Raw genomic sequence first — 21,384 nt, 5'->3', positions numbered from 1 at the left:
CTTATCCCCGAAACAAAAAATACCTTTCCTTCAACTCCTCGATTGCGGTTTCTTTGTTCGTGGTAATATAGCGCAAGGCCTCGTCCGTAAACTCCCTTCCCTTGTCCGTCAGGGAAACGATGTCGTCGTAGATTTGGATCAAATTGTTCTTTTTGGCGAGGTCCAGCACCGTTTGCGCCTGTACTTTCTGCCAGTTGATGTGCTCGCGTAGGTGGTTTACATGGCGTTCTTTAAGGTCCTGATGGTTTTGCAGATGTAATAGGAACACGAGTAGGGAGACTTCTTTGCGCTGCTGCCGCTCTTTTAGGAAAACCGAAAAGACACCCTCTTTTGGTGCAAATAGATATACCAGAAGGAAAACGATTCCCAGCACCGTAGTCATGGAGCCGGCGATGGATGCGTCAAGGGCGTGGGCGAGCCAATATCCGCCGATGGCGCCAAAGACACCGAAGAAGCAGCTCAGGAACAACCTGCGCTTTAAATCGTCGGTAAGCAGGTACGCGGTAGCGGCCGGGGCGATGATCAGGGCCACGACCAAGATGGCACCTACCGCATCGAACGCCCCGACTATCGTAATAGAGGATACCGTCATAAGACCGTAATGGATGACGATCGGAGAGAAGCCCAATGTGGCCGCCAACCCCTTGTCAAAGGTGCTTAGCTTGAGCTCTTTAAAGAACAGGAGCAATAATGCAACGGTTATAAGCAAGATCGAACCGATGACCCAAAGGGATTTAGGTCCGATATCCGAACCTCCCAAGACAATCCTGTCAAAGGGGGCGAAAGCAAGTTCGCCCAAAAGTACGGCATCGATATCAAGATGCACATCGTTGGCATTTTTTGCGATCAAGATGACCCCTATACTGAAGAGGGCCGGAAAGACCAGCCCGATGGCAGTATCTTCTTTCACAAGTCCGGTTTTTTGTATAAACTCCACCAAAACGACCGTTATGACACCCGTGAGGGCGGCCAGTAAAATGAGTAGGGGAGAATTCAGATCTTGCGTAATAAAAAAACCCAATACGATACCGACCAGGATCGAATGGCTGATGGCATCGCTGATCATGGCCATTTTTCTTAGCACTAAAAAAGTGCCGGGAATGGCGCAGGCGACGGCGACCAAGGCTGCGATAAGCTGTATTTCGAGTTGTGCACTAGTCATGTTCAGTGTCTGATGGGTTATACATCGATTCTGCTTCGTCAAAGCCTTTTTGGGTCATCGACCATTGATTGCCCTCGATACGGACGAAATCTTTCTCTTCCAGTTTGTTCAAAGTTTTGCGGGTGAAGCCCTGAAAGTTGTTCAAGATACGAATGGCGTGTGGCCGGGTAATATCCTCATGTTCCTTGACGATACGGTACATAGAGGTCAAGGTCTTTCTCTGATGGAGTTCACGCCGGTTGCGACGAAACCGGATTTCCCGGAACAAAAGTCCCCGGCCCGGGGAGAAGATAAAGGACACCAATACGAACCCCGCCGCCACCAACACGATGACGGGACCAGTAGAAAGATTGTCCTGACTGGCGCTGATTGCCGTTCCGAAGACCCCGGAAAAGGCGCCGAATCCGGAAGCCAGTATGATCATATAACCCAGATTGTTCGTCCACTGCCTGGCTGCGGCGGCCGGTGCGAGCAGCATGGCGCTCATCAGCACCACCCCCACGGTCTGTAAGCCCAATACGATGGCCAGTACGATAAAACTGGTAATCAAAATATCCAGAAACTTAGTGTTAAAGCCCAAGGTCTTGGTGTAATCGGGATCGAAGAGCAGTAGTTTCAGTTCCTTCCAAAATAAAAGGAGTACGATAAGACTGATTCCTGTAATGGTCGCCATGACCCAAACATCCTTTTCTACCAAGGTGGCGGCCTGCCCAAAAAGATATTTGTCCAGCCCGGCCTGATTGGCATTGGGCATTTTTTGAATGAACGTCAGCAATAGCATCCCAAAACCGAAGAACAGGGAGAGTATCAGCCCTAAGGCCGTATCGTTCTTGAGGCGGGTCCGTTTTACGATGCCCTTGATCCAGAAGGTGCCTACCAGTCCACTTATCAAAGCGCCTATCAATAAAAAATTCGAATCTTTTGTGCCCGTAAAGATAAAGGCCAGGGCAATGCCGGGGAGGGCCGCGTGGGATATGGCATCTCCCAACAGGCTTTGTTTCCGCAGTACCGCAAAACTTCCCAGCATACCACAGATAGCCCCCAGCACCGCGGTTCCGAGCGTGATGGTACGCAGGGTGTAATCGGTAAAGAAATCGCTCAATTCCATAAGCTACTGGTTCACGGCTACCTTATAGTTAATGCCGTAGGTTTTTGTCAGGTTGTCGTCATTAAAGATATCCTTTACCGGACCGGAGGCAATCCCTTTGACGTTCAGAAAGGTCACCCAGTCGAAATATTCGGGAACCGTCTGCAAATCGTGGTGCACCACGATCAGTGTTTTTCCTTGTTTGCGGAGTTCCTTTAAAATACGGATGATCGCTTTTTCGGTAGTGGCGTCAACTCCCTGAAAGGGCTCGTCCATTAAATAAATAGAGGCATTTTGGACCAGGGCGCGCGCCAAAAAGATACGTTGTTGTTGCCCCCCGCTCAATTGACTGATCTGTCGGTCACGGAATTCCAGCATGCCCACTTTCTCCAAAGCTTCCAAGGCCATCTTTTTCTCCTTCATCCCGGGACGCTTGATCCAGCCCAAGCTACCATAGGTGCCCATCATGACGACATCGAGGGCCACGGTCGGAAAATCCCAGTCCACGCTCCCTTTCTGCGGGACGTAGGTAACCTTGTCTATTTGTTTTTTATAAGGCTGTCCGAAGACCTGAACACTGCCCGCTATAGGTTTGATGATGCCTAAAATCGCTTTGATCAGGGTCGATTTACCGGCACCGTTAGGGCCGACTATGGCCATGAGTACGCCTTCGGGTACGGTGAGGTCAATATCCCATAATACGGGCTTGTAGTCATAGGCCACGGTGAGGTCGTCGATCTGGATTGCTGGAGTTGGATTTGTCATCTCTTATGGTTAATTCGGCTTGCCGCCAATTGGGTTTAAGGTTCCATTACTACTGCGACTGCCTACTTACTTCAGCGCACCGATAATCGTCTTTACATTATACCGGAACATCCCGATATAGGTTCCTTCCACCGTACCTGCGTTGCCCAAGGCATCGGAATAGAGGGTACCCCCGATGGCCACATCATGACCTTTGGCCTTAACGGCCTGTTGCAGGGCCTCGATGGTACGTTTGGGCACGCTACTTTCCACAAAAATCGACTTGATCCGCTTGTCAATAATGAGTTGTGCCAAGTTTTGGACGTCCTGTACCCCGGCCTCCGTAGCGGTGGACAGCCCTTGCAGTCCCACGACCTCGAAGCCGTATTCCTTTCCGAAATAGTTAAAGGCATCATGGGCGGTGACCAAAATCCTTTTTTCTTCGGGTAGGGTGGAGATGATCTGGCGGACTTCATCCTCAAGTGCATCGAGTTTTTTTAGGTACTCGGCTGCATTTTTTTCATAAAAGGATGCATGGTCAGGGTCCATTTTACCCAACTCCTCGGTGAGGTAGTTGGTGATTTGTTTCCAGTATTCGATGTTGAACCAGATATGCGGGTCATAGCTGGAAGCAAAATATTCGGAGCCGATCAATCCCTTCTTGTCCAGCACCTCGGCCAAGGCAATGGTATTGCTGTTGCGTCCCATCTTTTCGAAGACGTCGACCAGTTTCCCTTCCAAATGCAATCCACTGTAAAAGACGACGTCGGCACCGGTGAGTTTGGAAACGTCGCCCTCGCTGGCCTTATACAGGTGCGGATCTACGCCACTGCCCATCAAACCTTGTACATTGACGGAATCACGGCCTATGTTTTTGACCAGATCGGTAATCATGGTCGTAGTGGTGACGATGTTGAGCTTCCCGTTTTGGGTTCTCGGTGCGTCTTTACAAGCGCTAAATGCTAATAAGACGGTGATTAAATATACGGTATGCTTCATAAACTGGTTTGCATTTTCATCCCTTAAAGCTTTAAGGCGCTCTTTTCTACTTCCCGATTATCGGCAGGTTCGTCATTAGAATTGTCCCGAACTGCTTGGATGCCTCGATTGGAACCATGGATTTTTAGGTTTGCTCTACATAAATATTATCGGTAGCGGTCTTTGACAGTTGAACCTCCCCGTCTTGCAACTTTACGGTCATGCTCTCGTCGAATTTCTCGATGTTCACAACCTTTACTTGCGTGCCCAGGCCGATGTCCTGTTTGGCCAGATATTTTAAAAATGAGGAAGACTCGTCGTTGAATCCCTTGCAGATCCCAAGGTCGCCTTCTTCTAATTGAGACAAGCGTTTACTGGGCGATTCAGGCAGGTTCCCCTTGGCATCGGGAATCGGGTCGCCGTGGGGGTCGTATGCGGGCCGTCCTAGAAAGGCATCGAGTTCCTCGACCAGTTTGGGGGATTGAATGTGTTCCAGCTGTTCCGCGACGTCGTGTACCTCGTCCCAATTGAAATTCAAGCGTTCGACCAGAAAGTATTCCCATAGTCGGTGCTTTCGAACGATGAGCAGCGCGTGTTGCATGCCCTTTTCGGTCAGTTGCGCCCCATAATATTTTTGATAATCCACCAACTTTTTATCCGCCAACCTTTTGACCATTTCGGTCACCGAGGCCGCTTTGGTTTTCAACAGGTTGGAAAGACTACTCGTGGAGATGCCGCCATCCGTTTCCTGTTGCAAATGGAAGATGGCCTTTAAATAATTTTCTTCGGATTGGGTAAACATAAGTTTCAATTCTTTTGCAAAGATACATTTTATCTTTTTATAAATAATTATTAGCTTTACCTAAAAATTTAATTAATAATACCTATTTTTAAAAAATCGATTTATGAAACAACTACTTTGGACGTTTTTATTTCTGGCTACTGTGGCCAAAGCCCAGGACACCGAGGTCCGAATTTCGGGAACGGTATCTTCGAAAGACGGGCCCGTGCCCTACGCAAGTGTGTACGTCAGAGGTACCACTATAGGTGCAAGTGCGGATTCGGACGGCAGGTATCGATTGACCGTTCCCAGCGGAAAGATGAGATTGGTGGCGCAGTCGCAAGGTTATACATCCAAAACCGAACCCCTCAATCTCGATGAGGGTACCGAGCACGTCGTAAATTTCGTACTCGCCGATGGCAATGAAACCTTGGAGGAGGTGGTGATCACAGGTACGAGAACCGAAAAACGACAAACCGATTCCCCCGTAATCGTCAATTTGGTCAATAGCGAAACTTTAGAGCAGGTAACTGCTACCGACCTTTCCGAAGGGCTGCGCTTTCAGCCCGGATTACGGGTAGAGGTCGATTGCCAAACCTGTAACTATACGCAAATACGGATGAACGGACTGCAGGGCGGCTACTCGCAAGTGCTGATCAACGGGCGGCCCATATTCAGTCCCCTTACTGGCCTTTATGGATTGGAGCAAATCCCCGTAAACATGATCGAGCGTATCGAGGTAGTACGGGGCGGGGTCTCTGCCCTGTACGGGTCGAGTGCCATCGGGGGAACGGTAAACGTACTTACCAAGCTCCCAAAAAAGAACGGGTACAGTCTAGGTTATACCTATCAGGACATCAATGGGGGCGCCATACAAAACTTGATCAACGGCAATGCGACCATAGTCAACGAGGAGGCCAATGCCGGCGCTAATTTCTTTGTGAGCCATCGTGCCCGGACAACTTATGACGCCAACGGCGATAATTTTTCGGAGCTGCCGGAATTGAAGGACAATTCTTTTGGGGTCAACGCTTTCTTTCTGCCGGACGAAAATTCAAAATTGGAAGCCAGTTTAAGCAGTATGTACGAATATCGGTATGGGGGGGAGATGGTCGATAAACCGGCCTATTTGGCCAAACAGTCCGAAGAAAGGGACCATCATGTACTGATGGGGAGTCTGGACTACCAATTGAATTTTGACCGAAGTTCGTTGATTCTCTATTATGGGGGGCAACGTACCGATAGAGACCATTATACGGGCATCGTACCGGATGGCGAAATCGAAAAGCAGGAATTTTTCGCCGCTCCGCCATACGGTATATCCGCAGTCGTTACCCATCAGGGCGGAGCACAATATAACCAAAGGTTCGATGAATTTTTAGACGGCACAACGGTGCTGACCGGGGGTGCCGAATACGTATATGATGATGTATTTGACGAGATCGAATCGTATAACTACCTGATCGATCAAACCACCAAAAATTTAGGGGTGTTCCTACAGAATGACTGGGAAATGACCCCTGATCTTAATTTTCTGGCCGGCTTTCGCATCGACAAGCACAACCTGGTCGATAATGCCATTTTCAGTCCCCGGCTGTCGTTGCTCTATAAATTGAGGGAGACCACCCAGTTCCGCTTAGGATGGGGTACCGGATTCCGGGCCCCGCAGGCTTTCGATACGGACCTGCACATCGCCTTTGCGGGAGGTGGTGTTTCCCGTATTTCACTGGCAGAAGACCTCGAAGAGGAGCGTTCAAACAGTTATACGGCCTCCATCAATTTCGACAAGGCTTCGGAGCATTTTATCGGAGGTTTTACCCTCGAAGGCTTCTACACCGATTTAAACGATGCCTTTTACCAATTTCCATTGGGACAGGACGAGTTCGGGGAACGCTTCGAAAAACGTAACGGGACGGGGGCAACCGTCAAGGGTATTACCTTGGAGGCACGGGCGAACTACGACTATCTTTTAGAACTGGAAGCAGGGTTTACGCTGCAATCCAGCCGGTTCAATGATGCCGTGGAGAATATCGAGGGCCTTCCCGCAAAGAAAGAGTTTTTACGTACCCCCAACGATTATGGCTACGCGACCCTGACCTATTCCCCGCTCGAAAAGCTCACTGCAAGTGCCAATTTAATCTACACCGGAAAGATGGATATAATTCATTTCGCGGGAGAGGGAACCGGGCAAGATGTTGATGAATACGACGTGACCCCGACCTTTACGGAATTGAGCCTACGCGCAGGCTACACCATCGATGTGCCCCAACTCAAAACTGGACTTGAACTTTTTGGAGGCGTAAAAAATGTAACCAACAGCTATCAAAACGATTTTGATCTCGGTAAGAACCGGGACAGTAATTACGTCTATGGACCCGCGGCACCGCGTACGGTGTTTGCGGGCATTAAGATCTCATCCTTATAAACTATGAATATTTTTCTAACACGTATATTTTTAATTTTGAGTCTATTGTTGGGCGGTATCGTCTATTCCCAAAAAGAGGAAACGGTGCGCTGGCTCGACTTCGAACAATTGGAGGATTCCCTAAGAGTGCATCCTAAAAAGGTATTTATCGATTTCTATGCCGATTGGTGCGGTCCTTGTATTCGGATGCAAAAGGAAGTGTTTACCGATCCAAAAATCATACACCGGTTGAACAAAGAATATTACGCGGTTAAAATGGACGTGGAGAGCCGGGATACGATTGTCTTTGGAAATCAGAAATTCGTCAACGAAAGAATGAACAGGAGAAATCCTGTCCATCAAATCCCCATGTTGATGGGCCGCCAGAAAAATAAACCCTTTTCAGTACCGGCGTTAGTCTTTATGGATAAGAACTTCGATCCCACTGGGCGGTATTTTCAATACCTGAACGTCGAGCAGCTCTCGGATATATTGCTACAGTGAGCCGAATAAAATGTTCAAGTTGCATCGGGGAATCGACCCCCATGATATTCCAGTTGAAGATTTTTTATGCTTTCTAGTATCGGTCCCGATGCGGGCCCTTTTATGATGATGTCCGGAACGATTTCTTCTGCAGGCACGAACCGTATCGGCATCGACACGTTGCCCAGCCATTCGCCCAACTGCTTTGCGGAACTTAAATATACAATAGTGCCCAGGCCGGCCCATCCGTGGGCGGCGGCACACATGGGGCAATGCTCGCCACTGGTGTACATGGTGGTGCGTTTGCGTTCAGCGGTACTTAGGTTTTCCGCGGCCCACTGCGCCAGCTCTAGTTCTGGATGGGCCAGCGCCGTAAGTTCGTTGATTCGGTTGCGGGCGGTGGCGATAACCTCATTATCCGCATCCACGAGGATGGAGCCGAACGGGGCATCGCCGGCCTTGAAGGCCTCTTCAGCAAGGGATAGGCAATGTTCAAGATGCCTAATGTCGTTCTGGGATAGTTCATCTTTAATTTTCATCTGGTATCGTTTCTATGATCGTATCAAGATAGAGATAAGCCTTTTTTGTTCGGTCGGAGGTGCGATTTTTTATGAAAGATTTGAGTTTCACGATAGGGTGTATCCGTTTCTATTCTTCAAAATATATTGTGGCCGGCGCATTGGAAAAAGTCTGCCTACCGCCCTTAAAACCGGCTAGGGGCTGCGCTACGGTCCGAATTGCATCAACGGCGTTCTTTGCTTCCAATACCACGAAATTTGCGGGGGCACCTATTTTTATCCCGGTCCGCTTGGAAAGTAATCTCGCTGCATTTATAGTAATCATATCGAATACACGCGCGATTGCCTCGTCTTTTGAAAGCTGGGCAATATTTGCGTACATATTCGCCATACGTAGCAATGAAGCATCTCCAAAAGGAGTAAATGCATTGAGAATGTTATTGCTCGCCAGGGTGGCGGTAATGCCCATCCCGGTAAGTTCGTCGGCGTTCACCATGCCACGGGGTATTAAAGATTCATAGTCCCTACCGTTCAGGAAGATATCCGTAGCGGGAAGAACGGTAAGGGCAACCTCGGCGTTTTTTAAAAGCGTTGACATCGCGTGGCGTTGGTCGGGCGACATGGCCGATAGTTTGGTAACATGACCGATGGATACTTTTCCCTGATAGTGACGCTTGACAGTTTCCTCGCTGATTTTTGGGATACTCGAATTTTCGGGATCTAGATCAAAGTCCAAATGAAAATCCGCGGGCACTCCGAATTTCTGTGCCAGATCGAATATCATTTCGATATGGCGTTCGGGATTTTCATCCTTATAAGGACAACCACCGGTCAAGTTGGCACCATTTTGTAACGCCTGTTCGAGCAGTTCATGGGTTTCTTTTTGATCTGTCAATCCTTCTTGGGCGAAAGCACAAATTTCGATATCTATGGCAAACGCGTATTTTTCCCTGACCTTTTTGAGGGCCTCGAACGAACGCAATTCGGATTTCGGGTCCGTCTCGACGAAGGTACGGAGTCCCACAGTGCCTTTTTTTATGGCCATTTCCACAACGCGGGATGCACGGTCGAATACGTCATTTACGGTAAAATCAGACTTCGCCTTTCCGGTTTCCTCGACCGCTTCGTCCAGGGTGCCTTCCTCTAGATTACAGCGGTCGAGAATACAGGCTTTATCCAAATGAATATGGCTTTCATAGAATCCGGAACACACCCATTGTCCCGCGGCGTCATAGATATTACGGTATGCCTCTGTCTGTTCCGGTTCCGCCGGGGTTTTCGATGCTGTTCTGATGCTTACGATTTTACCCTTGTCAACAACTATGTCAGAGGGATCCTTATCATCGTGTATTCGTGCATTTTTAAGAAAGAGGTCGTGCATAATATAGATAGTAGATTCAAAAAAAAATAAATGGGCGGTCTGCTCCAATTGTTCATACAGCCCTGTCGATGCACCCCTTGATCACGAACGCTCCTTGCATATCAGGTGCACACAGATGATGGCTGCGGAAAGCGTAAAGCCTAATATTGAAACGCCCGTCCACTTGAAGTGTTCCCAAGCGTAGGCCCCGAGGCTTGTTCCAAGCGCTCCTCCGGCAAAAAATCCTACCATATAAATGGTGTTCACCCGGTTCCGGGCCTCGGGATTTTTTGAGAATATTATATTTTGATTGGTGATATGCAGGGCCTGCAACCCTAGATCCACCAAAATGACCCCTATGATCAACCCTACCATGGAATTTTCCGAAAAGAACAAAGCTACCCAAGAGCCGATCAGTAGCAGGGTCGAATACAGAATTATTTTGCCCTTATCCATTTTATCGCTCAGTTTCCCAACATAGGCCGCGGCCAGAGCTCCGGCCACCCCTAAAAGTCCGAAAGCCCCGGTAATATCACTACCATAGCCGAAGGAATCTTCCATCAGAAACACCAAGGTGGTCCAGAATGCACTGACGCCGGCAAATGCCAGTCCCCCGCGGAGCGCCGCCAGTCGCACCGAGGGTTCCGTTTTAAAATAGTACCTGATAGATTTGAGCAGGCTGCCGTAGCTGCCTTTGTATTCCGGTACGATCTTGGGCAATTTTAGCTGTAGTAGGATTAACAGGGGCACCATTAAAACTGCCGCCACATAGTACATCATTTGCCAGCCGTACCGTTCGCCGACCAGGCCGCTGATGACCCGGCTTCCCAAAATACCGATCAGCAGGCCGCTCATTACGATACCAATGGCACGGCCCCGATCCTTTTCATCGGCAAGCTTAGCGGCCATGGGTACGAAAAGCTGCGGGATGGCAGAGGAAAACCCGATAAGTAAATTGCTCAAAATCAACAGCCAAAGGGAGCGGGATAAAGCGGCGGCAAGCAGCGAGGCCACCATGAGCAAAAAATCGAACTGGAGGATTTTTTTGTTGGAGACCTTATCGCCCAATGGAATGACGAACAGCAGTCCCAATGCATACCCCAGCTGCGTAGCAAGTGCCACATTGCTTACGGCGGATTCGCTCACCTCAAAAGTGACCGATATCTGATGTAATAGCGGTTGGTTGTAATAGAGATTAGCGACCACCAGTCCCGCTGAAATGCTCATAAGGTAGAGTACGGAATCGGAAAGTTTTGGCATCGTAACGGAAATTCAAGTGTTCCCCGAGGGGCAGTTGGAGGTATAGGCGGTATCAGGACCTTTGTTGCAAACGTTTCAAATTAAGGGGGTCACCGAGCCATTCAAGGTATCGGACGGCAGCGGTACCGGATCAGTCCGCGGGCTTGCTTTCTTTTTGTCGCTGTTTTTGCATCTGCTGGCGGGTTTCTTCCATTTTAACATGCTCTTCGTGCTCGTGCTCCGCCTTGTAGCTTTTCTTACGGTTGTACACACTATTGATTCCCTCGGCCTTGCCGTAGATGGTTACCACGTCATCGGGGAGTATTTTGAACTCTCCGGAAGGCGATCCGAAATAGTCGTGGCCAATGCGGTCTACGCCCAACACGGTAATACCTTCCTCTCGAAGGTTGAGCTCTATAAGCGTCCGGTCGGCCATCCAATCATCGGGAGCTATTTTCTTTTCACTGATCTTAAAATCGTCCTTTAAATGTAGAACAGCGGCAAAATCCTTGACTTCGAGATCGGTATAGCGCCTTAACATCCTATTTATAATTTTAGATAATCCGCGGTCGATCCACTTGCTTCTGATCGCCCACCAGAGAATGCTCATACCCACAATTACGATCAACAGACCATATAACCGATTGAGCAGCGTGTCGGGCAGGACAAAGGTCAGGATAAGCGATGACATGACGGTTACGATACCCGCGTTGCCCACGAGCATCAATGTGAAAATAATTTTACGGCGCACCGGATGGCTCATGATATTTTCGGTCTCGTTCGAGGTGAAACCCGCCCCGGTGTAGGCCGAGCGCGCCTGAAAGCGGGCGATATCGGTAGAGAGCCCGGTATGTATAAGGGCGATTGCCGCTATTTTCGTGATAAGGGCCGATAGGGAAACGACCAGAAATAAGGTTATTGCTGCTACCATAGGCTATACGTTTAAGTTTCTGGATCGGTATTGCAAATTTACAAACGAGATGAATATAATACTGGGAAAAATAAACATCTTGATGTATGTGCTTTCACGATTTGGTCAGATCCGGATTACTTGATACGTTTGCCCTCGGTCAGGAAGGATAGCCCCTGTGAGCTAAAGGTATTGATCATTACAGCCTCGAAAAGGGGCTCGTTACTGGCTGGTTTTTTCTTCCAATCGAAAATAAAGTTGGCTCCGGTGCCTCCCTCCTTGTCGGTACCGTCGATGACGATCTGTACCGTTTCCAAGGGCCTTATAAAAATAGTATGGTCGAAATAGGTACGGATCGGCTCTCCTTGGGTGTTGTAGTATACCGCCCTATCGATAAAGATGTCTTCGTTCCGGTTCGGGTTGTGCAGGCTAACGGTAGCGGTCAGGTCGGACTGCTCTTGGTCGTTGCGCATATAGATAGAGGAATAGATCGATAGAAAAGTGTGTCCGATTTCCAATGAGTCCGAAACGGGTTCCGCAAGCTTTCGCTTTTCCCAGTTTACGGCATCGGTCGAGCTGAGTTTGCCAGGTTCTTCATTGCATGAGAGAACGGCAAGACAAAGAACAAGTAAGGTAATGGTATATTTCATGCGGGTACGATGAATGATAGGCGCTAATTCGATGTTAATATAAGCAAAACCGGTTCAAAGCGGTTCTTATTTTTGAGAATATTCTTAACTTGGGAATTCACGGGTAAAAGCTTGGCTTCCGACGTGCGATGGCAGAATAACTTGGGGGTTGGGGGAATAAGGTCAGTCGCAAGATGGACTGACCAAGGTTTTTGGGTAGGATTATGCAATGCGCTCAATTTTGCAACTTAATAATAATTCGGATATGAGTAGGGGTTTTGTTAAAGAGGATGACCAAGAGGAAGTACCCATTGTACCACCTCGGGCGGATTTACCGGCGGGAGCGACCAATTATGTCACCCCAAGGGGAATGGAAGCACTTTTATCGGAGAAAAATAGTATGATTTCGGAACGGGAAGCCATCGACCTTGACAACGAGAGCGAAAGGCGTATAGCGGTAAATCACCTCAATGCGAAATTACAGCTGTTGAACGACAGAATCAGGAGCGCAAAAGTGGTAGAGCCGAAGGGTCAACCGCATGATGAGGTACGCTTCGGGGCCACGGTAAGTTTGAAAATCGATGGCTCAAAAAAAACCCATAGTTATCAGATTACGGGCGTCGATGAGGCGGATATCGCCCACGGCAAGATTGCTTTCGTTTCGCCGATCGCCAAACTTTTAACGAACAAAAGAGTGGGGGACAAGGTGGTTTTAAAATTGATTAGGGGTGATCGGGTTTTCGAGATTTTGGATATCGCCTATGATTCGAAATGAGAAGTAATGGACCGGAGGGTGCAGTTTTGCGTTTAGTTCGAAGTGTATGGGACCCAATTTTTCAGGGCACGGTCGATGGGATGAGGCAAGTCATAGGGTCGGAGTGACCCCGTTAACGTATTTGTCTTATGTTTTAGCGTCTTAAATTTTTGTCATGGGATTGGAGAAAAAAAGAAAGGACCGAAACAATGTTCCGGTCCCTTCCAACCAACCAACTATCAAATGAAAATTACTATTTAGTCCTTCCATTCGTTCAAGACCTTCCCATCGGCGTCGAAGACCACGTTGATTTCGTCGTCCCATCCTTTTTCGAGCTCCACTTCGTAGGTGGTTTTGCCGTTTTCTTCGGTCATTTCTATGGAATCTACTTTGTAATCTGCGTATTTGTCCGAGATAGCCGAGGAGATGGCCTGGGGAAGTTCGTCTTCCTTGATGTCCTTCTCCATTTTATTTGTCTGGCCATCGGCAGAGTACCAGACCTCTTGATCTTGATAATCGACTTCGAACTCAACCTTATAGCTGTCACCTTCCCGTTCCCACTCCACATCGGAAGCGTTAGGATGGGCTTGTTCAAAGGTATCCCTTAAATCTTGCGGTACGTCTGCAGGATTCAGATCCTGTGCCGAAACGGCCGCGGTGCCCAACAGGGCGATTAGTGCTACACTTAAATTTTTCATATTCATACTTTTTTCGAATTATTAATTTGGGTCAAATATAACAGCCAAAACTGTAATCATTTGGGAATGATAGTCATTATGCTTTTGGAAATTTAGGAAGGGATCTTACTACTAAAGATATCTCCTTTTTAAATTTTCCAGTGTAATGTCCGGACGATAATTCCATTAGTTATCGATTTCACGATCGATTCTGTTTTCGACCTGTGAGGAGGGTAAGAAAATCTGTATCCCCAAATTCAGACCGAGACTATGTTGATAGCTCGTATCGCCGCCCCCAGCGAGTCCGTTGTACTTGAACGAGGTCTCCAAAGCTACGTTATCGGTGATGAAGTACGAATATCCAGGGCCGAATCCAAGTGCAAAGCCGTTGGTCGATGGTCCATCAACCACATTGACCCCCGAGATACCTCCGTTGGCCTCAATAAAAAATCGACCTTTTCTCAATAGATTTTCAACGCCTACTTGGCCAGGAAAAAGGTAATATCTAGACAACGCCTGTACTCCATAAACCGTTGTCTTGGTCGATTCGCCCAAGGACTCGGGCGATTTGGTGAAACCCAAATTAGTTGTAACCCCGATTAGAAAGTTATCCTTGATAAAATAACCTACCTTGGGGCTAAGTCCGATATTATAGCCCGCACCATCGTTCAGACCGAAGTTAAATCCCAACAGGCCGCTGCCCGGGGAAGTGACCAGGCCGCTTCCTAAATCACTACCTAGCATAAAATCGCCTTCGCTTAATTGCGCGTTGGAGATTCCCATCGCTCCGAAAACCATGGCCAAAGTCATTAAAATCACATGCTTCACGGAATTTCGTGAACGCTTATCTACTGGATGGGTTTGCCCGGGAGTTTCGCTCTGCCTGTAAGCAATACTATCTGTGTGTTTAAAATTTTTCATAGGTTTTATGTTTTAAGTTTAATGGCAAACATAGAGAGGATTCCTACATGAAATTGACGCTATTGCGAAGATTATTATAGCAATAAAAACCAATCGAAACCAAACAATACCGGGAGGAATGCCATCGCAGGAAAAGCGTGTCGCAATCGCAATTCATTTTAGCCCATCCAGTCTTAAATGGGGCTTTTAAGGGTACCTTCATTTTGATGGCGCTAGGAAATACATCATTTTTGTATGAACCATGTAAGATTATGAAAGATAAAAAGATACATATCGATGGCAACAAACTGCTAAGTACTTTAGCATTGGTCGTAGGCATCATGGCCCTAATGCATTTCGGGTCCCCCCTCTTGCTTCCTTTGACGGTAGCAGTGATGCTAGCGTCGCTGTTGAATGGCCCCACCGAAAGGTTCAAGAAATGGGGCATCCCCGGTTGGGCGGCCATAACCTTATCCATCCTGCTGTCGATCGTCATTTTTCTGCTGCTCTCGTGGTTGATCAGCACACAATTCGGCAATATGATCGACCAATGGGAAACCATAAAAGAGAAGGCCTCCCAACGTTTGGAGGGTATTACCCAATGGTTAAACGATAATTTAAACGTCGATTATAAACAGTACGTCAGGAGTAACATTGATTTCATGGGTAAATTAGAAACCCTGCTTTCTATGTTCGCTTCCTCATTGTCCACTGTATTGTCCCAGTCCTTTATCATCCTAATTTATGTGATACTGCTGTTGATGCAGAAGTCCCTGTTCGTACGCTTCTTCAAACGGCTGGCATCCAACGAATCCGCAATGGGCAATATTCTTGAGGAATCCTCTGACGTCATTACCAACTATTTGGCCGGCAAGGGAAAGATGATGGTTTTCCTATTTATTATCTATTTTATCGGATTTAAGGTCGGGGGAGTGCCCTTTGCGCTTTTTCTAGCCTTGTTCGCCACGCTGTTCTCCATCATTCCGTATGTGGGAAACATCATTGGAGGCGGTATCGCCATTATTTTGTCCTATCTCTATTCGGGTGCGACCCCTGCCCTTATCGTGATCGGGGTCATCGCGGCAGCGCAGGTCATCGAAAATTATGTGTTGACGCCGTGGATCATCGGGGACGAGATCGACCTCAATCCCTTTGTCACTATTTTCGGGGTCATCCTTCTCTCTTGGATATGGGGCTTGGTGGGTGCCATCATCGCGCTGCCGGTGGTCGGGGTTTTGAAGGTGATTTTCGAACACACGCAAGGGATGGAGGCCTATGCGCTTTTGTTGCGGAAGAAGGAATAGGATTAATTGATTGCCCGCTTAATTGTATATCCGCCAATTGAGAAAAACGACGATATGTCCGGATGATGCAGTACAAGAACAGAGGTAAGAAAACGATGAAGGTGTCGTCATCGATTTCCACGGTAAGCAATGAATGTACGATTATTCAAGTTCAGGGATGCCCTTTAGCAAGAATCGGGTTTTAAAACCATTGAAACCGTCCTATTTTTGGAAAACAGAACAGTAGAAATGACGGCACAAGAACAAATAGACTTCAAACGGATTGCCCGGGCGATAGCCTATATCAAGACCCATTACAAGTCCCGACCCTCCCTCGGCGAAATTGCCGAATACCTACACATGAGTTCCTATCATTTCCAAAGGATGTTTACCGACTGGGCCGGGGTCAGTCCCAAAAAATTCATACAGTATCTCAGCATCGGATATGCAAAGCGGTTGTTGCAGGACAAACAGGCCACTCTCTTCGACACGGCCTTAGAAACTGGGCTATCGGGAACGGGCCGCTTACACGACCTGTTCGTCAATATCGAGGGCATGACCCCGGGGGAGTTCAAGAGCGGGGGCGAAAACCTGTCCATTAACTATAGTTTTGCCGAGAGTCCGTTCGGGAACATTATAGTCGCATCGACCTCGAAGGGCATATGCCATATGGCTTTTTATGGGGATGGGGAGAACGATTTGAGTGGTAATAATTCTAAGGGAAGAGGAAAAAATTTGGCTGGTACTTGTAATGACACGTGGGCCAGTGAGGATGATCATGAGCGGAGAGGTGACAGGCAAGATGATCAAAAGAGTAAGGACGCTGCGCTCTTACAACTCCAAAAACGCTTTCCGAACGCAAATTATCGACAAGTTGTGGACAGCATCCAACAAAACGCGCTTTTTATCTTTCAGCACGATTGGAGCCAATTGGATCAAATAAAATTGCACCTGAATGCTACTCCGTTCCAATTGAAAGTATGGGAGGCCCTTTTGAAGATTCCCATGGGAGATGTCTCCACGTATGGCACGATTGCCAAGGAAATCGGAAAACCCAAGGCCTCCCGGGCGGTCGGGACCGCCATCGGAACCAACCCCGTAGCCTTCTTGATCCCTTGCCATCGGGTAATCAGGGCGTCGGGAAATCTGGGCGGCTATATGTGGGGAGACACCCGAAAATCGGCCTTGATCGGATGGGAGGCGGCCAGACGGAATGGGGAGTAGAAATTCAATAAAAACCGTTACAGGGGTCAGGTCGGTCGGAAGGAGTTGTGGAGTCCGATGTATTCGGGAATCGCTGTTCCTCCGGCTTCGTTGAGTGGTGTGCCTTGCTCGGTATAGTAAATGGGGTACAGGATGTTCGCTTAAATCATGAGCGAGATTCATATCCCATTTTTCGCCAAACGACCCGACAACTTCATTCCCGCCCTGATGTTCATGCCGATCAGGCCGAGGTTGATGGCGCCGATAACGAGTTCGACGATTTGAACATACAAGAAGGTGGCGTCGATGGTTCCATTAGATGGCGTGGTAATACAGGTAGGTGTCCAACGATATCAAGATAGCGCCGTTGAGGGCCACTAGCTTCATCCGCCGCAATTTATGCAGGACTAAGGGATTTTTGGAGTTTCCCGCTAGTTTTTTGCCTGTCAGTCCAAATACGGGCATGGCGATAAACAAAATGGGCAAACAGCAGAGTATACCTGTTTTTACCTGTTTGATGAACAAGGTTTCCCCCATAATCTCGACAATCAACGAAAAAATAAAAAAGCAGCTTATTGTCAGGGTGCCGACGGCCGTAGCCACAATGTGGGCCATGATGATCTTGGTACGCTCCATATCTCTTCTTCCCTATGTTCGATGTAACGCCAGGCCCGTTCTCGTCCTACTCCCCTTTCAATTTGGCCATGGCCCTTACCGGAAAAGTACCTACCCCCTTAAATTTTGGGGGTATCGCACTAAATTTAAAGTTGATGTCCGGTATGGATCCTAAGTTGCAAAGATGTTCGACGATCAGAATTTCAGCGCCGAGAAGAACGGTGTGGACGGGTCTCGCGTTGCTTTCCATACTATCGATGTTAACGGAATCGATACCGACCAATTTTGCTTGGGAATCTTTTAGGTATTCGGCCGCTTTTTCGGTCAGATGGGGATTGTTTTCAAAATACTTGTCTGTGTTCCAATGCTTGTCCCATCCCGTGTGGATCAGCACGGCCCGCTTTTTTACGTCGTAAGGTTTAATGAATTCCTCCGTGATGGCCAAGGTTTCGGAAAAAGGCACATGGATTACGATGGCATCGAGGTCGGTAAAGCTATCAAGTTTGATCTGGGAGAGGTCTTTTCCATCGGCAAATCGGTGAAACGGACAATCGAGATAGGTTCCCGTATTGGCGACCATTTCTATTTTTCCGATTTGAAATTCCGTACCCTCAGCGTAGTGTTTTTTTGATTCCTCCCGGCTCAGATAGTCACAGATAATCGGGGCGGGCAGTCCTTTGTAGGTAGTCAGTCCGTCTTCTATGGTATGGCTCAGGTCGATTAGCATATCCGTACAGGTCATTTGGATCAAGTTACACATTTTTAAATGAGGAGTTCCATTTTTTCTGTAAAACCAAGGGCGGAAAGAAATCCATCCGCCCTTATAAACCGAAATTACCGAAAAGAAGTCGTAAGAATAAAGACATCCTTAAATGCCGTGTTTTGCATTCCTAGTAAAGAATGAACATCAACGAGGCCACCGAAATAAATACCCATAAAGAAACGCCCAGCACGAAGGGTTTGAAACCGGTCTGTTTGATGTCCTTTATCGAGAGGGTGCTGCCGACCAGGAACAGGGTGACGATCAACAGCCGTTTGGAGAGATCGGTAATGCCACGGGTCAGGGTGTCGGGCAGTGGCAGGTAGCTGTTCAAGAGGATGGCCCCGATAAAGAAGAGGATGAACCAGGGAATCTTGATCTTTCCGTCCTTGCTTTTGAATAGGAACATAGAGAGTACGGAAACCGGAATTATCCATAAGGTTCGCGCCAGTTTGACCGTAGTGGCCACCCGCAGGGCCTCTTCCCCATAATCCACCGCGGTGCCTACGACGGAGCTGGTATCGTGGATGGCGACGGCCGCCCACATTCCGAACTGGTGCTGGGTCATATGGAAATAGTGTCCGATTGCGGGAAAAATGAACAGGGCCAAGGAGTTGAGCAGAAAAACGACCCCCAACGATACGGAAATCGTCTTGGGTTTGGCGTGGATGACCGGTGATACCGCTGCAATGGCACTTCCCCCACAAATAGAGGTTCCCGAGGATATCAAATGCCCTAAATGTTTTTCTATTTTTAAGAATTTTGCCAAAAACCATCCCAGGATCAAGGTCGAGGCGATGGTCAAAATGGTCAGGTTAAGACCTTCCCTGCCCGTTTTTAGGGTTTCTATCAAGAACATGCCGAATCCCAGTCCCACTACGGAAATCTTTAACAGGTACTGGATTCCTCCGTGGATAAAACGTTCGAACGGCTGTCCCAAAAACAGGGTTGAGACAAATCCCAAGATCAGGGCAAGGGGACTGCTGATCCATCCGCTCATACAGAGCAGGATTCCGGTCGCAAAAATAACTTTTGTGATTATGGGTCCGTGTGCCTTCATAACATCTTTAATTTTTATGTTACAAAGAACGGCAGATTCCATAACAGAAATGCAAAGCAATAAGCGATAGGGTATTACCTTTTGTTATACCATTCCACCAAAAGCTGCTGAAGTTTTTTATCGATTTTGGACTGATATCCTTGTCGGTTCACGAAGTAGAACCAGCGCTCGATACTCAGGCCTTCGACATCGATAACCCTTAGCTTGCCATCCAGCAGTTCTTGGTCGATGGCATGGATGGGCAAAAAGGCGTAGCGGTCGGAATACTGAACATAAGATTTGATGCTTTCCGTACTGCCTAAAACGGATTGGATGTTCAGGGGGCCGGCATTTTGCCTTGCGAGGGTATTGGCAATGACCTCCCGGGTACCTGATCCGAGCTCCCGTCCCACAAAGGGAAGTTCCTGAAGGTGGGCGGTGTCGGTGGTCTCTGTCTTGACCTTGTCGTTTCCGGTGCCCGTGACCAGGACCAGTTCGTCCTTAACGAACACCTCATAGTGAAGACGGGTGTTATGGTTGTCGCCTTCGACGATTCCGAAGTCCAGCTGCCCGTCAAGGATGAGGGACTGAATTTTGTCCGTATTCCCGCAGATAAGATTAAATTGGATCGCCGGGTGGTTTTTTTGGATTTTCGCCATTATTTTGGGAAGCACGTATTGCCCGATGGTCGTACTGGCGCCTATTTTGACCTGAGACGGCAACTTGTGCCCATCAGAGGAAAATTCGTCCGCCATAGCCGCATAGGTATCCAACAATTTCTCCGTGTATTCCAAAAACACCCGCCCTTCCGCGGTCAGTTCGATGGTGTTGCCCTGACGTAGAAAAAAGGCCTTCCCGTAATCCGTTTCCAGATTTTTGATGGTCTTTGACACGGCGGGTTGGGAGAGAAACAGGTGCTCCGCAGCCTTGGTAAAGCTCTTGGCCAAAGCGACCTCCCTAAATATTTTCAGCTTATGGTCCATTTGCGGTAGATACGGGTAAAATCCCAAAAATCTAATTCTCCATCCACTCCTTGAATTCGGAGGCCTTGGCCTTGCTGACCACGATACGTTCATCGCAGACCGGGGTTACTTCTACGATAAGCTTGCCGTTAAAATAGGCCTTGAGGTTGACCACCGCCTCCCTGTGGATAATAAATTGCCTGTTGGCCCGGTAAAAATTTTCGGGATTCAGTTCTTTTTCGATATCCTCAAGTTTTTCATCGACCGTGTAGGATTTGTTATCCGAAGTGATAGCTTTAACGATACCGGTATCGATTCTGAAATAGGCGATGTTATCCGTTTTCAGAGGAATCAGCTGATCGCGCAGCCCGACCAAAAAAGTGGTCTTGTAATTTTTGCGTTCGGTCTGGATCAAATCGAGCAGACCTTTCACCTGTCGGTCGTCGATGCTTTTTTCGCTGTTCTGTATTTTGAACTGCTGCAGGGCATCCGCCAGCTCGTCTTTGTCGATGGGTTTCAATAGGTAGTCGATACTGTTGAACTTAAAGGCCTTTAAGGCATATTGGTTGTAAGCAGTAGTGAAGATTACGGGAACGTCAATGGACGTACGTTCAAAAATTTCGAAAGAAATACCGTCGGCGAGGTGGATGTCCATAAACACCAGTTCGGCTTCATGGGGTTTTGAGAAAAAATCTACGGAAGCCTTTACCGAATCCAAAACGGCTATTACCTCGATATTCCTATCGATGGACTGCAGCAAATACGCAAGGTTATCACTGGCCGCTAGCTCGTCTTCTATAATCAGTACTTTCATTTAGTTCGGAATTCATCGTCGTTCGGGTGCTATCGCAATCGGACGTATTGTCGCGATCAAGATCTTAGCCTAGTTTTTATCA

At 48.0% G+C, this 21,384-nt stretch carries 22 protein-coding genes; 5 read left to right on the top strand and 17 right to left on the bottom strand.

The window, feature by feature from the left end; translation table 11 throughout:
* Position 1 precedes the first annotated feature (1 nt).
* The 5 genes from RQM65_RS02455 to RQM65_RS02435 form a co-directional block, all read right to left on the bottom strand.
* Positions 2-1,162 (bottom strand): metal ABC transporter permease, encoded by a 1,161-nt coding sequence (locus RQM65_RS02455; protein WP_314012476.1) that lies wholly within the window; start codon positions 1,160-1,162, stop codon positions 2-4.
* On the bottom strand, positions 1,155-2,270 hold the full coding sequence (locus RQM65_RS02450) for a metal ABC transporter permease (RefSeq protein WP_314012474.1): 1,116 nt from the start codon (positions 2,268-2,270) through the stop codon (positions 1,155-1,157). The genes RQM65_RS02455 and RQM65_RS02450 overlap by 8 nt, the downstream gene beginning before the upstream one ends.
* 3 nt (positions 2,271-2,273) lie before the next feature.
* The gene (locus tag RQM65_RS02445; protein ID WP_314012472.1) at positions 2,274-3,014 is read right to left on the bottom strand and encodes a metal ABC transporter ATP-binding protein; all 741 of its coding nucleotides are present in this window, start codon (positions 3,012-3,014) and stop codon (positions 2,274-2,276) included.
* A 66-nt stretch (positions 3,015-3,080) separates the two neighbouring features.
* Positions 3,081-3,992, bottom strand: a complete 912-nt coding sequence (locus tag RQM65_RS02440) for a metal ABC transporter solute-binding protein, Zn/Mn family (RefSeq protein ID WP_314012471.1) — start codon at positions 3,990-3,992, stop codon at positions 3,081-3,083.
* Positions 3,993-4,116: 124 nt separating this feature from the next.
* Positions 4,117-4,773 (bottom strand): metal-dependent transcriptional regulator, encoded by a 657-nt coding sequence (locus RQM65_RS02435; protein WP_314012470.1) that lies wholly within the window; start codon positions 4,771-4,773, stop codon positions 4,117-4,119.
* A gap of 103 nt (positions 4,774-4,876) precedes the next feature.
* Between RQM65_RS02435 and RQM65_RS02430 the strand changes: the two genes are divergently transcribed.
* Positions 4,877-7,177: a TonB-dependent receptor gene (locus tag RQM65_RS02430; protein ID WP_314012469.1), complete on the top strand. Its 2,301-nt coding sequence runs from the start codon at positions 4,877-4,879 to the stop codon at positions 7,175-7,177.
* A 3-nt stretch (positions 7,178-7,180) separates the two neighbouring features.
* Complete coding sequence (locus tag RQM65_RS02425) at positions 7,181-7,660, top strand: thioredoxin family protein (protein ID WP_314012468.1); 480 nt, start codon at positions 7,181-7,183, stop codon at positions 7,658-7,660.
* Positions 7,661-7,674: 14 nt separating this feature from the next.
* Here the strand turns inward: RQM65_RS02425 and RQM65_RS02420 are convergent, their stop codons facing one another.
* The 5 genes from RQM65_RS02420 to RQM65_RS02400 all read right to left on the bottom strand — a co-directional run bounded on the left by RQM65_RS02420 (position 7,675) and on the right by RQM65_RS02400 (position 12,316).
* Positions 7,675-8,178, bottom strand: a complete 504-nt coding sequence (locus tag RQM65_RS02420; RefSeq protein WP_314012466.1) for a nucleoside deaminase — start codon at positions 8,176-8,178, stop codon at positions 7,675-7,677.
* A 109-nt stretch (positions 8,179-8,287) separates the two neighbouring features.
* Complete coding sequence (locus RQM65_RS02415) at positions 8,288-9,538, bottom strand: amidohydrolase family protein (RefSeq protein ID WP_314012465.1); 1,251 nt, start codon at positions 9,536-9,538, stop codon at positions 8,288-8,290.
* 81 nt (positions 9,539-9,619) lie between these two features.
* Positions 9,620-10,777 carry an MFS transporter gene (locus RQM65_RS02410; protein WP_314012464.1) on the bottom strand — a complete coding sequence of 386 codons (1,158 nt, stop codon included), beginning with the start codon at positions 10,775-10,777 and terminating at the stop codon, positions 9,620-9,622.
* A gap of 130 nt (positions 10,778-10,907) precedes the next feature.
* Positions 10,908-11,687 carry a TrkA C-terminal domain-containing protein gene (locus tag RQM65_RS02405; RefSeq protein WP_314012463.1) on the bottom strand — a complete coding sequence of 260 codons (780 nt, stop codon included), beginning with the start codon at positions 11,685-11,687 and terminating at the stop codon, positions 10,908-10,910.
* Between the two features lie 116 nt (positions 11,688-11,803).
* Positions 11,804-12,316 (bottom strand): DUF3124 domain-containing protein, encoded by a 513-nt coding sequence (locus RQM65_RS02400; protein ID WP_314012462.1) that lies wholly within the window; start codon positions 12,314-12,316, stop codon positions 11,804-11,806.
* A 244-nt stretch (positions 12,317-12,560) separates the two neighbouring features.
* Between RQM65_RS02400 and RQM65_RS02395 the strand changes: the two genes are divergently transcribed.
* The gene (locus tag RQM65_RS02395; protein ID WP_314012460.1) at positions 12,561-13,070 is read left to right on the top strand and encodes a GreA/GreB family elongation factor; all 510 of its coding nucleotides are present in this window, start codon (positions 12,561-12,563) and stop codon (positions 13,068-13,070) included.
* A gap of 236 nt (positions 13,071-13,306) precedes the next feature.
* Here the strand turns inward: RQM65_RS02395 and RQM65_RS02390 are convergent, their stop codons facing one another.
* Positions 13,307-13,747, bottom strand: a complete 441-nt coding sequence (locus RQM65_RS02390; protein ID WP_314012459.1) for a PepSY-like domain-containing protein — start codon at positions 13,745-13,747, stop codon at positions 13,307-13,309.
* Positions 13,748-13,912: 165 nt separating this feature from the next.
* A complete protein-coding gene (locus RQM65_RS02385) occupies positions 13,913-14,647 on the bottom strand; it encodes a hypothetical protein (protein ID WP_314012458.1) in 735 nt (244 codons plus the stop codon).
* Positions 14,648-14,898: 251 nt separating this feature from the next.
* Between RQM65_RS02385 and RQM65_RS02380 the strand changes: the two genes are divergently transcribed.
* Together RQM65_RS02380 and RQM65_RS02375 are read left to right on the top strand one after the other, a co-directional pair.
* Entirely contained in the window at positions 14,899-15,930 is a 1,032-nt protein-coding gene (locus tag RQM65_RS02380) for an AI-2E family transporter (RefSeq protein ID WP_314012457.1), read from the top strand.
* 228 nt (positions 15,931-16,158) lie between these two features.
* Positions 16,159-17,133, top strand: coding sequence for a bifunctional helix-turn-helix domain-containing protein/methylated-DNA--[protein]-cysteine S-methyltransferase (locus tag RQM65_RS02375; RefSeq protein WP_314016769.1), 975 nt, complete (start codon positions 16,159-16,161; stop codon positions 17,131-17,133).
* Between the two features lie 294 nt (positions 17,134-17,427).
* Here RQM65_RS02375 and RQM65_RS02370 read toward each other — a convergent pair whose 3' ends face one another.
* The 5 genes from RQM65_RS02370 to RQM65_RS02350 form a co-directional block, all read right to left on the bottom strand.
* Positions 17,428-17,748 carry a hypothetical protein gene (locus RQM65_RS02370; protein ID WP_314012455.1) on the bottom strand — a complete coding sequence of 107 codons (321 nt, stop codon included), beginning with the start codon at positions 17,746-17,748 and terminating at the stop codon, positions 17,428-17,430.
* A gap of 46 nt (positions 17,749-17,794) precedes the next feature.
* The gene (locus tag RQM65_RS02365) at positions 17,795-18,487 is read right to left on the bottom strand and encodes a cyclase family protein (RefSeq protein WP_314012454.1); all 693 of its coding nucleotides are present in this window, start codon (positions 18,485-18,487) and stop codon (positions 17,795-17,797) included.
* A 130-nt stretch (positions 18,488-18,617) separates the two neighbouring features.
* On the bottom strand, positions 18,618-19,547 hold the full coding sequence (locus RQM65_RS02360; RefSeq protein WP_314012453.1) for a YeiH family protein: 930 nt from the start codon (positions 19,545-19,547) through the stop codon (positions 18,618-18,620).
* A gap of 74 nt (positions 19,548-19,621) precedes the next feature.
* Complete coding sequence (locus tag RQM65_RS02355) at positions 19,622-20,509, bottom strand: LysR substrate-binding domain-containing protein (RefSeq protein WP_314012452.1); 888 nt, start codon at positions 20,507-20,509, stop codon at positions 19,622-19,624.
* Positions 20,510-20,540: 31 nt separating this feature from the next.
* Positions 20,541-21,302 (bottom strand): LytR/AlgR family response regulator transcription factor, encoded by a 762-nt coding sequence (locus RQM65_RS02350; RefSeq protein WP_314012451.1) that lies wholly within the window; start codon positions 21,300-21,302, stop codon positions 20,541-20,543.
* Positions 21,303-21,384: the final 82 nt, after the last annotated feature.

The organism is Pricia mediterranea, from assembly GCF_032248455.1.
Lineage (GTDB): Bacteria > Bacteroidota > Bacteroidia > Flavobacteriales > Flavobacteriaceae > Pricia > Pricia mediterranea.
This window is presented reverse-complemented; position numbering and strand designations above follow the sequence as displayed.